Annotated in this window: 11 protein-coding genes; 8 read left to right on the forward strand and 3 right to left on the reverse strand. The window is 70.4% G+C overall.

The window, feature by feature from the left end; all coding sequences use genetic code 11:
- The first annotated feature begins 33 nt into the window (after positions 1–33).
- The 6 genes from QNO12_RS00675 (at position 34) to QNO12_RS00700 (ending at position 8,891) form a co-directional block, all read left to right on the forward strand.
- Entirely contained in the window at positions 34–2,139 is a 2,106-nt protein-coding gene (locus QNO12_RS00675) for an acyl-CoA dehydrogenase family protein (protein ID WP_257500837.1), read from the forward strand.
- A gap of 41 nt (positions 2,140–2,180) precedes the next feature.
- On the forward strand, positions 2,181–2,771 hold the full coding sequence (locus QNO12_RS00680) for a DNA-3-methyladenine glycosylase I (RefSeq protein ID WP_257500836.1): 591 nt from the start codon (positions 2,181–2,183) through the stop codon (positions 2,769–2,771).
- 214 nt (positions 2,772–2,985) lie between these two features.
- The gene (locus QNO12_RS00685; RefSeq protein WP_350338529.1) at positions 2,986–3,762 is read left to right on the forward strand and encodes an LLM class flavin-dependent oxidoreductase; all 777 of its coding nucleotides are present in this window, start codon (positions 2,986–2,988) and stop codon (positions 3,760–3,762) included.
- Between the two features lie 298 nt (positions 3,763–4,060).
- Entirely contained in the window at positions 4,061–4,531 is a 471-nt protein-coding gene (locus QNO12_RS00690; RefSeq protein WP_257500835.1) for a DUF6220 domain-containing protein, read from the forward strand.
- Positions 4,528–6,432, forward strand: coding sequence for a multicopper oxidase family protein (locus tag QNO12_RS00695; protein ID WP_257500834.1), 1,905 nt, complete (start codon positions 4,528–4,530; stop codon positions 6,430–6,432). Before QNO12_RS00690 ends, QNO12_RS00695 begins: the two co-directional genes overlap by 4 nt.
- 104 nt (positions 6,433–6,536) lie before the next feature.
- Positions 6,537–8,891, forward strand: a complete 2,355-nt coding sequence (locus QNO12_RS00700) for an ATP-binding cassette domain-containing protein (RefSeq protein WP_257500833.1) — start codon at positions 6,537–6,539, stop codon at positions 8,889–8,891.
- 39 nt (positions 8,892–8,930) lie between these two features.
- Here the strand turns inward: QNO12_RS00700 and QNO12_RS00705 are convergent, their stop codons facing one another.
- The 3 genes from QNO12_RS00705 to QNO12_RS00715 form a co-directional block, all read right to left on the reverse strand.
- Positions 8,931–9,404, reverse strand: coding sequence for a recombinase family protein (locus QNO12_RS00705; RefSeq protein WP_374113606.1), 474 nt, complete (start codon positions 9,402–9,404; stop codon positions 8,931–8,933).
- Positions 9,405–9,475: 71 nt separating this feature from the next.
- Entirely contained in the window at positions 9,476–11,209 is a 1,734-nt protein-coding gene (locus QNO12_RS00710) for a cation:proton antiporter (protein WP_257500831.1), read from the reverse strand.
- A 5-nt stretch (positions 11,210–11,214) separates the two neighbouring features.
- Positions 11,215–12,219 (reverse strand): malate dehydrogenase, encoded by a 1,005-nt coding sequence (locus QNO12_RS00715; RefSeq protein ID WP_257500830.1) that lies wholly within the window; start codon positions 12,217–12,219, stop codon positions 11,215–11,217.
- Between the two features lie 96 nt (positions 12,220–12,315).
- On the opposite strand from QNO12_RS00715, the gene ypfJ reads away from it, so the two are divergent.
- Both ypfJ and pip read left to right on the forward strand, forming a co-directional pair.
- A complete protein-coding gene (gene ypfJ / locus QNO12_RS00720) occupies positions 12,316–13,188 on the forward strand; it encodes a KPN_02809 family neutral zinc metallopeptidase (RefSeq protein ID WP_257500829.1) in 873 nt (290 codons plus the stop codon).
- A complete protein-coding gene (pip, locus tag QNO12_RS00725; protein ID WP_257500828.1) occupies positions 13,185–14,162 on the forward strand; it encodes a prolyl aminopeptidase in 978 nt (325 codons plus the stop codon). Before ypfJ ends, pip begins: the two co-directional genes overlap by 4 nt.
- Positions 14,163–14,173: the final 11 nt, after the last annotated feature.

The raw sequence follows: 14,173 nt of genomic DNA on the forward strand, positions 1-14,173 counted from the left end.
GGACGACTCCCGATCACACCGAAAGGTGACGCAATGGCCGACGCCGCCGTCCGTTCCCGCAAGCCCGCCACGAACATGCGCACCCCCGCGGGCGGGGCGCCCACAGCCGCGCACACGGCAGCCGAGGCATCCGAGGCCCGCATCGATGTCGCTCAGGTGACCGACATGCTCCTGGGTACGTGGGCTGAGACCCGCCGTGAGGCACGCGAGATGATCAAGGACCCGGCGTTCTGGCGCGTGGACGGGCTCACGATGGCCGAGCACCGCGAGCGGGTGCTGAGCCAGATGCACCTGCTCGTCGAGCACAAGGGCGTCCACCGCGCCTTCCCGAAGGAGTACGGCGGCGCGGAGAACAACGGCGCGAACATCGCCGGCTTCGCCGAACTGGTCGCGGCCGACCCCAGCCTGCAGATCAAGTCCGGCGTCCAGTGGGGGCTGTTCGGCTCGGCCGTGCTCCAGCTGGGCACCAAGGAGCATCACGACAAGTGGCTGCCGGGCATCATGAACATGGACATCCCCGGCGCGTTCGCGATGACCGAGACCGGTCACGGCTCGGATGTCGCATCCGTCGGCACCACCGCCACCTACGACCCGGACTCCGAGGAGTTCGTGCTCCACACCCCGTTCCGGGGCGCGTGGAAGGACTACCTCGGCAACGCGGCCCTGCACGGCGTGGCGGCCACCGTCTTCGCGCAGCTGATCACCGGCGGCGTCAATCACGGCGTGCACTGCTTCTACGTTCCGCTCCGCGACGAGAACGGCGACTTCCTGCCGGGGATCGGCGGCGAGGACGACGGGCTGAAGGGCGGGCTGAACGGGATCGACAACGGACGCCTGCACTTCGACCAGGTCCGCGTGCCCCGCACCAACCTGCTGAACAAGTACGGCGACGTGGCAGCCGACGGCACGTACACGAGCCACATCTCCAGCCCCGGTCGCCGGTTCTTCACGATGCTCGGAACCCTGGTGCAGGGTCGGGTGTCGCTGGACGGTTCGGCGGCGTGGGCCTCGGCGATCGCGCTGGACATCGCGGTCACCTACGCCAATCAGCGCCGGCAGTTCGATTCCGGAACCGGCACCGACGAGGTCGTCCTCCTGGACTACGGCAAGCACCAGCGCCGCCTGCTGCCCCGCCTGGCGACGACGTACGCGTCGATCTTCGTGCACGACGAGTTCCTGCAGAAGTTCGACTCGGTCATGGGCGGAGCGACCGACACGGACGCCGATCGCCAGGACCTCGAGACCTTGGCGGCGGCCTTGAAGCCGCTGTCGACCTGGCACGCCCTGGACACGCTGCAGGAGGCCCGCGAGGCGTGCGGGGGCGCCGGGTACCTGTTCGAGAACCGGCTCACCGGCCTGCGCGCCGACCTGGACATCTACGCCACGTTCGAGGGCGACAACAACGTGCTGCTGCAACTGGTGGGCAAGCGGCTGCTGAGCGACTTCGGCAAGCAGTTCAAGGGCAAGGACGCCAAGGCGCTCGCCGCGTACGCGGTCGGCCAGACCGCCGGCAAGCTGTTCCACGGCGCCGGTCTGCGCCAGCTGGGCCAGACGGTGAGCGATTTCGGCTCCACCGCGCGCTCCATCGAGCACGGCCTGCGTGCCGATCAGCAGCACGAGCTGCTGGCCGGTCGTGTCCAGCGCATGGTCACGGATGTCGCGACGCGCCTGCGTCCGGCATCCAGCCTGCCCCCGGCCGAAGCGGCCGCGCTGTTCAACGCGAACCAGTCCGAGCTGATCGAGGCCGCCCGCGCCCATGCCGAGCTGCTGCAGTGGGAGGCGTTCACGGATGCTGTGGACCGGGTCGACGATGAGGGTACGCGGCGGGTCCTGGTGTGGCTGCGGGACCTGTTCGGGCTCGGGCTGATCGAGAAGCACCTGGCGTGGTACCTGATCAACGGGCGCCTGTCCTCGCAGCGTGCCGGTGCGGTGGCGCAGTACATCGACCGACTGTGCCTGCGGCTGCGTCCGCACGCGCAGGACCTGGTCGACGCGTTCGGATACGAGCCCGAGCACCTGCGCGCCCCGATCGCATCCGGTGCCGAGCAGGACCGCCAGGACGAGGCACGGGCGTACTACCGCGACCTCGCCGCGTCCGGCCGGGCCCCGATCTCGGAGAAGCTCGCGAACAAGAAGTAGCCGCACGCACCGTGCCGGTGACGGCGGCCTATCCTGACGGGATGAGCAGCGGCATCCCGAGCCCGGACATCCGGATCGGCCAGGACGGCGTGTCCCGCTGCGCCTGGGCCGGGGACGACGGCGAATACCGCCGGTACCACGACCAGGAGTGGGGCGTTCCGCTGCACGGCGACCGAGCGCTCTTCGAGAAGATGAGTCTGGAGGGCTTCCAGGCGGGCCTGTCGTGGATCACGATCCTGCGCAAGCGCCCCCGCTTCCGCGATGTGTTCGCCGGATTCGAGCCGGCGGCCGTCGCGGCGTTCGACGATGCCGACATCGCGCGGCTCATGGCAGACCCGGGCATCATCCGGAATCGAGCGAAGATCGAAGCGACGATCGCCAACGCCCGTCTCGTGCGGGAGATGAGCGGCGGTGAGCTGGATGCGCTGCTGTGGTCGTTCGCGCCCCCGCCGGGTCGTGCCCGGCCCCGAGCCTTCGCCGAGGTGCCGGCGGTCACGCCGGAGTCGACCGCGATGAGCAAGGCGCTGCGCGCGCGCGGCTTCCGGTTCGTCGGGCCCACGACGATGTACGCGCTCATGCAATCGGCTGGGATGGTCGATGACCACGTGGAGGGCTGCTGGCGCGCGACCTGAGCGGATCGCGGTGCATGCGGTGGAATAGGCGTCGATTGATGCCGGTTCTCCACAGCGGAGGCTGACGTGGACTACGGACACCCGCTCGAGTTCGGAGCGTTCATCACCCCGGCGGCGGCGAACCCCGAGAGCCCGGTGGCATTGGCCCGGATCGCCCGAATCCGCGGGACTGGATCTTGCGACGTTCCAAGACCACCCGTATCAGCCGGCATTCCTGGACACCTGGACGCTGCTGACGTTCGTGGCGGCGCGGACTGAGCGCATCCGGATCGCGCCGAACGTCCTGAACGTCCCGCTGCGGCTCCCGGCCGTCATCGCGCGCTCCGCGGCGAGCCTCGATCTCCTCTCGGCCGGCCGTTTCGATCTGGCGCTCGGTGCCGGCGGCTTCTGGGACGCGATCGTCGCCATGGGCGGCACGCGGCTCACCCCGGGGCAGGCAGTGACCGCTCTGGAGGAGGCGATCGACGTCATCCGGCTGCTCTGGGACACCGACCAGAAGCGGGGCGCCTTCTCGGACGGCCGGTATCACCGGGTCACCGGGGCCAAGCGCGGTCCGCGTCCGGCACACGACATCCCCATCTGGATCGGCGCGTACAAGCCGAGGATGCTGGCGCTGACGGGCCGGAAGGGGGACGGATGGGTTCCCTCCCTCGGGTATCTCAAGCCCGGCGACCTCGACCGCGGCAATGCGGCGATCGATGCGGCCGCAGAATCCGCGGGCCGCGACCCGCGGGCGATCCGGCGGCTGCTGAACGTCGGAACCGGACCCGCCGAGCCCGCCGCGTGGGCCGAGCAGCTCGCCGGCCTGGCGCTGGAGGACGGCATCGGCACCTTCATCGCCGCCGGGGACGATCCCCGCACGCTCCAGGTGCTCGGGCACGACGTCGCCCCCCTCGTCCGCGAGCTCGTGGCCCGCGAGCGCGCGGCGCGCGGCATCGCCGGAGCCCCGGCGCTGCCCGCGGCACACGACGGGCCGGCGACGTCTGCCTGACACCGCACACGCAACGGTCGCTGCGCAGGATTGATCCGCTGACCGGGGGTCTTGTCAAATCGGGTGATCGGCTGGCACACTGTCGCCGACAGCACGGACGCGTCGTACTCCGTCCTGCTTGACGCCTGGGGGGGCCATGGGGATTCTCTCGCGAGCACGGTCGTCGTGCTCCCGCCGCTCCGGGACGGCCGCCGCACACCGCGGCGACCGCGAGGTATCAGGGGGCGGCGTGCCGCGCTCCTGAATCCGTCGGCGCGTTCGCGCCGTCGTCCTGATCACGGATCCAAGGGGGTCTCCTGTGCGCAAGGTGTTCTCGATCGTCAGCATCCTCACGGTCGCCGCCGTCGTCCTGCAGTTCTACTTCGCCGGCATGGGGGTCTTCAGCGTCCCCGACGAGGGCCTGTTCGGCATCCACGGCACCACCGGCCGCATCGTCCTGCCGGTGCTGTTCATCCTCTCGCTGCTCACGGCGGCGCTTGCCCGCGCGGGCAAGCGGACGATCTGGCTTACGGTGATCGCCATCCTGCTGCTGGCACTGCAGACCATCATCTTCATCATCACCGGGGCCATCTTCAACGTCGGTCCGGAGTCCGCGGAGATCCCGCTGGCCGCGACCCTCACGGTGAGCCTGCACGCGCTCAACGGCGTCGCGATCCTGGCCGTGACCGGCATCATCGCCCGGCGTGCGTGGGTCCTCGCGTGGCGCTCCGCACCCGCCGCGGCCACGGACGCCGACCGCCCGGACGCCGCCACCGCGAACCTGACGTGACCGCAACCGCGACCCAGCTCATCGCGCTGGCACTCGGCCTGGCCGGCGCGGTGGGCTGGGGCGCGGTTGCCACCTCCGCTGCGCCGGTGCGCCGCGTGTCGTGGTGGGGTGTGGCCGCGCTGGCCGCCGTCGCGACGCTGGCCGCTTCCGCGATGGTGGGCCTGCTGTGGGCTCGGCACTGGGAGTTCGCCGCGGACCGCGTGCTGACCTCGGCTCCGCTGTCCGTGGCCGCGCTGGTGTCGTTCGGGGCCAGCGCCGCCCAGGATCTGCGGGCCGGGCGTCCGGCTTCCACCTCGACCCGCGTGGCCGCATGGGCGGGTGTCTTCGCGGCCTCCGCCGGCGTGTTCGTCCCCTTCGTCCTCGGTGCACCCCTGTCGGTGTGGAGCGTCGCCGCGGTCCTCGTCGCGGTCGTCGGCGCCACCGCCATCGCGGCGCTCGTCCTCGCGAAGACGCGCGCCCGGCGCCCGCTCGGAACGGTCGCTGCGGTCGCGGGGGCCGTCGTCGTGATCGCGACCGGCCTGGCCCTGGCCGCGGACGCTGCGCCGGGCCCGCTCTCGGCCGCGCACGGGCATGACAGCGGGGTCGCACAGGGCATCCCCGGGGGCGGGCCGACCGTCTCGGTCGTGGAACTGCGCGAAGGATCGGCCCGCGAACCCGACGTGGCCGTCACCCTGCAAGCTCAGCAGAGCCGGATCCACCTGCCGTCCGGGGCGGAGCTGACCGCCTGGACGTACGGCGATCTGGGCGGCCCCGCGCTCGAGGCCACCGTCGGCGACCTGGTCGAGGTGACGCTGGAGAACCGCGACATCGCCGAGGGCGTCACCGTCCACTGGCACGGCTACCCCGTCGCCAACGGGGAGGACGGCGTCGCCGGGGTCACGCAGGACTCCGTCGCCCCCGGGGACAGCTTCACCTACCGCTTCACGGCGACGCAGCCGGGCACCTACTGGTACCACACGCATCAGAAATCCTCGGTGGGGGTGGTGCGCGGCCTGTACGGCACGCTGGTGGTCCATCCCGCCGGAACGGTGCGGTCCGGCGTGGACGTGACGATCCCGCTGCACACCTTCGCGGGGCGGCTGGTGATGGGACAGACCGACCAGCGGATGCTGCGCACCGTGGCGCCGGGCACCGACGTGCGGCTGCGCCTGATCAACACCGACCAGCTCACGCACGTCGTCACCGTGACGGGCACGCCGCTGCGGGTGCTGGCGATCGACGGGACGGACCTGTCCGAACCCGGGGAGCTCGACGACGTCACGCTCCGGATCCCGGCCGGCGGCCGGTACGACGTGGGCTTCTCGATGCCGGACACCGGGGTGCGGGTCACGGATGCCGCTTCGCGCTCCGCCGCGGTCGCGCTGGTGTCCCGGGCGGGACAGGATCCTCCGGAGGCGGCCGCGGCCGGACCCGCCTTCGACCCGGTGGCGTACGGTCGCGGCGAGCTGCCCGCCTGGGCGGCGGAGCCGTTCGATGTGCGCCGGACCATGGTGCTGGACCGGCTGCCGCGCGTCACGATGGACGGACCGGCCTACGCGTACACCGTCGACGGGCGGGTCTACCCGCACATCGCACCGACCGTCGTGAGCGAGGGCGACACCGTCGAGGTGACCATCGTGAACCGCGGGCTCGAAGTTCATCCCATGCACCCGCATGGGCACCGCGTGCTCGTGCTGGAGGTCGATGGACGCGCGCCCGCGGCGCCGCTGTGGCTGGATTCGTTCGATGTCGGCCCCGGTCAGGTGTGGCGGGTGGCGCTGGTCGCCGACAACCCGGGCATCTGGATGGACCACTGCCACAACCTGGAGCACGCAGCGCTGGGGATGGTGACCCATCTCGCCTACCGGGGCGTCGTGTCGCCCTTCGAGCACGGCGGCACGCCCGGCAACGACGCGGAGTGAGGGACAGGGTCGGCGGGCGGGCTTCGGGGAGCGAGCAGAATCGAGGAAGCGGGCTGTCCTCGGTGACCGGCAGAATGAGGCGTGCCCTGAGCGAGAGGACTCCCATGACTCCGGCAACCGCGCCCCACGTCGCCGATTCCCACGAGATGATCCGAGTGGTCGGAGCTCGGGAGAACAACCTGAAGAACGTCGACGTCGAGATTCCGAAGCGCCGCCTGACCGTGTTCACCGGGGTAAGCGGGTCGGGCAAGTCCTCGCTCGTCTTCGCCACGATCGCGAACGAGTCGCAGCGGCTCATCAACGAGACCTACCCCACGTTCGTCCAGCAGTTCATGCCGCAGCTCGGCCGGCCCGAGGTCGACGCGCTGGAGAACGTCAGCCCGGCGATCATCGTGGACCAGGAGCGGATGGGAGCCAACTCCCGCTCCACCGTCGGGACCGCCACGGATGCGCAGGCGATGCTGCGGATCCTCTTCAGCCGCCTCGGGCAGCCCCATGTCGGGTCGCCGCAGGCGTTCTCGTTCAACATCCCCTCGGTCTCCGGCGCGGGTGCGGTCACGTTCGAGAAGGGCGGCAAGAAGGTCAAGGAGCGCCGCTCGTTCGAGATCACGGGCGGGATGTGCCCGCGCTGCGAGGGACTCGGCGAGGCCAGCGACATCGACCTGGACGAGCTGTTCGACAACTCCAAATCGCTGGCCGGGGGAGCCATCACGATCCCCGGGTACAACGTCGACGGATGGATGGTGCGCGGCTTCACCGAGTCCGGGTTCTTCGATCCGGACAAGCCGATCAAGGACTACACCGCCCAGGAGCGTGAGGACTTCCTGTACAAGGAGCCCACCAAGGTCAAGATCCAGAACATCAACATGACCTACGAGGGGCTGATCCCCAAGCTCACGAAGTCGGTGCTGCAGAAGGACCGCGACTCGCTTCAGCCGCACATCCGCGTCTTCGTCGACCGGGCCGTCAAGTTCACCGCCTGCCCGGACTGCGGAGGGTCCAGGCTGAACGAGGGCGCCCGTTCGTCCAAGATCCGTGGTGTCAACATCGCGGATGCCGCGGCCATGCAGATTACGGATCTCGCCACCTGGCTCGCCACGATCGACGACCCCGAGGTCGCCCCGCTGATGACGAGCCTCCGCGCGACGATCGACTCCTTCGTGGACATCGGTCTGGGATACCTCTCCCTGGATCGATCCTCGGGCACGCTGTCGGGCGGTGAGGCGCAGCGCACGAAGATGATCCGCCACCTCGGGTCGGCGCTGACCGACATGAGCTACGTCTTCGACGAGCCGACGGCAGGCCTTCATCCGCACGACATCCAGCGGATGAACGCACTGCTGAAGCTGCTGCGCGACAAGGGGAACACCGTTCTGGTCGTCGAGCACAAACCCGAGGTGATCGAGATCGCCGACCACGTTGTCGACCTCGGACCGGGGGCGGGCCGCGCCGGCGGGGAGATCCAGTACACCGGGGATGTCGCGGGTCTGCGCGCATCGGGCACCATCACCGGGCGGCACCTGGACGACCGCGCCCAGCTCAAGGAGAGCACCCGCAGCCCCACGGGTTTCCTGGAGATCCGGGGTGCGAGCCAGCACAACCTCAAGGGTGTGGACGTGGACGTCCCGCTCGGCGTCCTCACCGTCGTGACCGGGGTCGCCGGCTCCGGCAAGTCCTCACTGATCCACGGCAACGTTCCCGCGTTCGACGATGTGATCGTGGTGGATCAGGCGCCCATCAAGGGCAATCGCCGCAGCAGCCCGGCGACGTACACCGGCATCCTGGACACCGTCCGCACCGCGTTCGCGAAGGCGAACGGCGTCAAGCCGGCCCTCTTCAGCGCCAACTCGGAGGGGGCATGTCCGGCGTGCCGTGGGCTCGGGGTGATCATCACGACGCTGGGCTTCACCCAGACCGTCGAGACGCTGTGCGAGTTGTGCGAGGGGTCCGGCTTCAGCGACGAGGTGCTCGAGTACCGGCTGGACGGCAAGAACATCGCGGAGGTCCTCGCCATGTCCGCGGCCGAAGCGGCAGAGTTCATGACGAAGGGACCGGCGCAGACGACACTGGCGCGACTCATCGACGTCGGGCTGGGCTATCTCACGCTGGGCCAAGCACTGAACACGCTCTCCGGCGGCGAGCGCCAGCGGCTCAAGCTGGCGATCAGCATGGCCAAGAAAGGCGCCGTCTACGTTCTGGACGAGCCGACCACCGGCCTGCACCTCGCGGACGTCGACAACATGCTGGCCATGCTCGATCGGCTGGTCGCCGCGGGCAACAGCGTCATCGTCATCGAGCATCACCAGGCGGTGATGGCCCACGCCGACTGGATCATCGATCTCGGGCCGGGCGCCGGCCACGACGGGGGCGAGATCGTCTTCGAGGGCACGCCGGCCGATCTCGTCGCGACCGCGGACACGCTGACCGCGCATCACCTGAAGCAGTACGTCGCCGGCTGAAGGTGCCCGCGGACACGAATCGGGATGCGTGCAGACCGGTCAGCGGCCGGCGTCGTACAGATGCCGGCCGCCGTGGCTGAGGACCTTCACGACCACGCCGCGTCGGTGCAGCTCGGCCACTGTGCGCGTCTCCTCGTCGATGTCCCGACCGAGGGCGTGCACCGTCGCGACGACGAGCACATCACCGGTCCGCAGTGTCCCGAAGAGGCGGACCAGACGCTCCTCCCACGACTCGAGCGTTTCCGGCGAGGGGTGGCGGAACCCGGCGATCGGCACACCGAAGCGCGTGAGCTCGTCGCGCTGCTCCTTGACGCTGGGCATGTCGTCGCGGGAGATCACCAGGCCGACCAGTCGTGAGCCGGCCGGACGGGCGAGCCACCAGTCGTGATCGCGCTGCAGTTCGGTGAAGCACTTCGGGCACTGCGCGGCCTGGTGGGGCAGGTGCAGCGGGCTGGTCTCCCCGTGCGGGTCGTCGGCGAGCGCCGCAGAACGCCTCACCGCGGCATCCGTCATCTCGCTCATGCTGTCCATTCTCACCCCGACGGCCTGTTCGCGGGTACTCCCGCGGCTCCGTGGCCGTGCCGTCAGGACCCGTCGTAGAGGCGCAGCTCCAGGCTGAGCTGATCGGCATCCAACTCGGCGAGGGCGTGCCGCAGGGCGGCAGTGCTGAAGGCCCCGTCCCGTGACAGCGCGTTCAGGCGCTGCCTCATCGTCCCGATCAGGGCGAGCCGCAGCTCCAGCACGTCGCGCGTCCAGGCCGAGGTGTCGTCGTCGGGCGGCCGGGTCAAGCGTGATCCGACGCGCTGGAGGAGGTCCGGCGCGAAGGCGGATCCGTCGCGTCGCGTGAGCGCATCCGAGTCGAGAGCGGATGCCGCGGCCGCCCGCATCTCGTCATCGAGGCGCCGCTGCTCCTCCGCAGACGGCCCGGTCCGCCCGGACCCCTCGAGCCGGAGCAGGCGGACAAGCCAGGGCAGGGTGAAGCCCTGCAGCATGAGGCCCCCGACGGCGACGAGGAACGCGACGAAGACCAGCAGCGCCCGACCGGGTGTGTCTCGGGGCAGTGTCTGCGCGGCCGCCAGCGTGACGACGCCCCGCATGCCGGCCCAGACGATGACGGTGCCGTGCCTCCAGCCCAGGGGCGATGCCTGGTAGTAGTCCACGTCCGCGAGCAGCCGCGCGATCCGATCGCGCATCCCCTGCAGCCGGCGTTCGCGCCACTCCGGGGAGGGCGTCCGGCCACGACCACGCGGACCGGGCGGTCCGAGTGCCGCGACCCGGTCCACGCGCGTGCGGAACCGCTCGATCTGCTCGCGACTCAGGCGACGGGCGCGTCTGCCCTGAGTGGCCACCAGCACCGCGACGTAGCCGCCGCGCACGACCAGGATGATCCCCAGGGCGGTCAGCGCCAGCCACACCGCATGACCGAGCCCCTCATCAGCCTCCAGGTTCTGCTCGACGATCTCCTTGAGCTCCAGACCCATCACGAGGAAGACCGCCCCCTCGAGCATGAGCTCGACGGTGCGCCAGTTCAGTTCATCGGACAGGCGCTGTTCCGGGGTGAACCAGCGGGCCGCGCCCTGGCCCGTCACGATCCCGGCCACGACGGCGGCGACCAGCCCGGAGCCGCCCAGCTGCTCGGTCGGCAGGTACGCCACGAACGGGACGACGAAGCTGAGCGCGGTGTTGGCCGCCGAATGAGCGACCCAGGTGCGCACCCGCAGCGCGAGCAGGCCGACCAGGGCGCCGACGATCGCGGCGACCAGCACACCCCAGACGAAGGACCACAGGGCGGTGCCCACCGGCATGCTGCCGACCGCGATGGCGGCCACCGCGGTGCGCAGCAGCACCAGCGAGGTGGCGTCATTGAGCAGGCTCTCGCCTTCGAGCATCGTCACTACGCGTGGCGAGATGCCCAGTCGCTTCACGATGGAGGTGGCCACCGCGTCCGTCGGGCTCAGGATGGCACCGAAGGCGATGGCCAGGTACAGGTCGATGCCGGGGATCACGAGCGTGAAGAAGTACGCCAGCGCGCCCGTGCTGAACAGCACCAGCACGATCGACAGACCCGCGATCGGGCCGAAGTCCCGGCGGAACTCGATCGCCGGCAGCGACACCGCCGACGAGTACAGCAGCGGCGGCAGCACGCCGACCAGGATGATCTCCGGGTCGATCTCCTGCGGCGGGACGAACGGCAGCAGGCTCACGCCCAGTCCGATCGCCACCAGCGCCAGTGGGCCGGCGATTCCCACCCGCGGTGCGAGTGCGGTCGCCAGCGCGACCACGACGACCCCGATCACCGCGATGACGAGGATCTCCATGGCGGCTAGAGGATCCCGAGACCCCGGACGGCGTCGCGTTCGGCGACGAGTTCGGCGACGGACAGGTCGATGCGCGAGCGAGCGTGATCGTCGATCGGCAGGCCCTCGATGACACGGTATCCGGTCCCGTCGGACGAGACCGGGAAGGAGCACACGAGTCCCTCGGGCACGCCGTACTCCCCGCGCGAGACCACGGCGGCGGAAGTCCACGATGTGCCGGCCTGCTCATCGCGGACGTGGCCGATCGCGGCGTTCGCGGCGGATGCGACCGACGAGGATCCGCGCACTTCGATGATCTCCGCGCCGCGTCGCGCGACCCGCGGCACGAACACGTCCTCGAGCCAGCTCTCCGCCGCGGCGCGGCCGCCGAGGCGCGCGGCCAGGACATCGACCACGGGCCGGTCCGCCACCCGCGCATGCGACACATCGGGGAACTGCGTGGCGGAATGATTGCCCCAGATGGCGAGCCGCTCGATCCGGTCGGGCGGAACATCGAGCGTCGCGCTGAGCTGCCCGAGCGCGCGGTTGTGGTCCAGCCGCGTCAGGGCGGTGAAGCGCTCACTCGGGATGTCGGGGGCGGATGCCGCCGCGATGAACGCGTTCGTGTTCGCCGGGTTGCCCACCACGACCACCCGCACCTCCTCCGCCGCGCCGGCATTGAGCGCGGCTCCCTGGGGTCCGAAGATGCTCGCGTTGGCCGCCAGCAGGTCGGCGCGCTCCATGCTGGGCCCGCGCGGGCGGGCGCCGACCAGAAGCGCGATCTGGCAGCCGTCGAAGGCGGCAGCGGGATCATCGGTCACCTCGACGTCGCGCAGCAGAGGGAACGCGCAGTCCTGCAGTTCCAGGGCGGCGCCCTCGGCGCTGCGCACACCCTGGGGGATCTCCAGCAGCCGCAGCCGCACCGGACGATCGGCTCCCAGCATCTCACCGGCGGCGATGCGGAACAGGAGCGCGTAACCGATCTGCCCGCCGGCGCCCGTGATGGTCACGGTGGTCGGTTCGGGAGACATGAGCAGAGCCTATTCCCCTCGTTCCGGCCGGTGACGAACCTGCCGCTGCCCGCGGGGCTCGTCGTGGGCGCCCACCCGGGCCGGTACGTTTGCCCCATGACCTTCAACGACAACGCGAGCGTCGGCGGCAACACCGCGCGCCGTCGCGGCGCTGGCATTGCAGTCGCCGGTGGCGGTGTCGCGGGGCTCGGGGCGATCGCCGTCCTGCTGTTCCAGCTGTTCACGGGCACCGACATCTCGGGTGTGATCGGCGGCGGCGCAGTCCCCCAGGGAACCGACAGCGGTAGCGAGATCGCGCAGTGCGAAACCGGCGCCGACGCGAACGCCCGCGATGACTGCCGGCTGGCGGCGGCTTCGCTCTCGATCAACCAGTTCTGGGCCGACACGGTCCAGGGTTACCGCGAACCCCAGCTGATCATCGTCGACGGCTCGACCGGGACCGCCTGCGGGACGGCCTCGAACGCGACCGGTCCCTTCTACTGTCCGCCCGAGGAGTCGATCTACGTCGATCCGACGTTCTTCGCGCTGCTGCGCGAGCAGTTCGATGCGACCGCCGGACCTCTCGCCCAGCTCTATGTGCTCGCGCACGAGTACGGTCACCACATCCAGCAGATCACCGGCATCATGCAGCAGAACCCGGACAACGGAACCGGTGAGGACAGCAACGGGGTGCGCACCGAGCTGCAGGCCGACTGCTTCGCGGGCGCCTGGGTGGCCGGCGCGGCGAACGAACTCGACGAGAACGGCGTGCCCTACCTGCGATCTCCGACGCCGCAGCAGATCAACGACGCGCTGAACGCGGCCGAAACCGTCGGCGACGATCACATCCAGCAGCAGTCCGGCGGGGTCGTCAACCCGGAGAGCTGGACCCACGGCTCCAGCGAGCAGCGTGCGCGCTGGTTCACCACCGGGTTCGAACAGGGAGTCGGCGCGTGCGACACGTTCCCGGTACCGGGGCGCGAGCTGTGAGCGCCGCAGACGACCTCGACTGCCTCTACCCGCCGATCGAGCCGTACGAGTCCGGCATGCTCCTGGTCGGAGACGGCAACCGGGTCTACTGGGAGCAGAGCGGCAACCCTCAGGGCAAACCGGTCGTGTTCCTGCACGGTGGTCCGGGAGCGGGAACCTCGGCCTGGCACCGCCGTTTCTTCGACCCCGACAAGTACCGCATCGTGCTGTTCGACCAGCGCGGCTGCGGGCGCAGCACACCGCATGCCAGCGAACCGGACGCAGATCTCCGGCACAACACGACGTGGCATCTCGTCGCGGACATCGAGCTGCTGCGCCGCAACCTCGGCATCGAGCGGTGGCAGGTCTTCGGCGGGTCGTGGGGCAGCGCGCTCGCGCTCGCGTACGCCGAGAGCCATCCCGAGACGGTCACGGAACTGGTGCTGCGCGGGATCTTCACGCTGCGCCGCCACGAGCTGGAGTGGTTCTATGAGGGGGGAGCGTCAGCGATCCTCCCCGATCTGTGGGAGGAGTTCATCGCCTGCATCCCGGTCCTGGAGCGCTCGCGCCTGATCGAGGCGTACCATCGCCGGCTCAGCGACCCCGATCCGGCCGTGCACGTGCCCGCCGCCGTCCGCTGGTCGGGGTGGGAGGCTGCGGCCCTCACGCTGCGGCCCGACCCGGAGCTGGTGGCCCAGATGACCGAGCCCGTCGCCGCGACCGCGTTCGCGCGCATCGAGAACCACTTCTTCCTGAACGGCGGATGGTTCCGCGAGCAGCAGCTGATCGACGATGCGCCCGCGCTGCGGGGCATCCCGTCGGTGATCGTGCAGGGTCGGTACGACGTCTGCACGCCGATCATGACCGCCTGGGACCTGCACCGCGCCTGGCCCGAGGCCGAGCTGGTCGTGGTCGAGGACGCGGGTCACTCCGCCAGCGAACCGGGGATCGCGGCGGCGCTGGTGGCAGCGACCGACCGGTTCGCGGCATCCTGAGCGGCAACCCT

The organism is Microbacterium sp. zg-B185 (genome assembly GCF_030246885.1).
GTDB lineage: Bacteria > Actinomycetota > Actinomycetes > Actinomycetales > Microbacteriaceae > Microbacterium.

Bases quoted from the DNA above. Each gene is read 5' to 3' on its own strand.
- QNO12_RS00675 (WP_257500837.1), top strand. From the start codon at position 34: ATGGCCGACGCCGCCGTCCGTTCCCGCAAGCCCGCCACGAACATGCGC.
- QNO12_RS00680 (WP_257500836.1), top strand. From the start codon at position 2,181: ATGAGCAGCGGCATCCCGAGCCCGGACATCCGGATCGGCCAGGACGGC.
- QNO12_RS00700 (WP_257500833.1), top strand. From the start codon at position 6,537: ATGACTCCGGCAACCGCGCCCCACGTCGCCGATTCCCACGAGATGATC.
- QNO12_RS00705 (WP_374113606.1), bottom strand. From the start codon at position 9,404: ATGACGGATGCCGCGGTGAGGCGTTCTGCGGCGCTCGCCGACGACCCG.
- QNO12_RS00710 (WP_257500831.1), bottom strand. From the start codon at position 11,209: ATGGAGATCCTCGTCATCGCGGTGATCGGGGTCGTCGTGGTCGCGCTG.
- QNO12_RS00715 (WP_257500830.1), bottom strand. From the start codon at position 12,219: ATGTCTCCCGAACCGACCACCGTGACCATCACGGGCGCCGGCGGGCAG.
- ypfJ (WP_257500829.1), top strand. From the start codon at position 12,316: ATGACCTTCAACGACAACGCGAGCGTCGGCGGCAACACCGCGCGCCGT.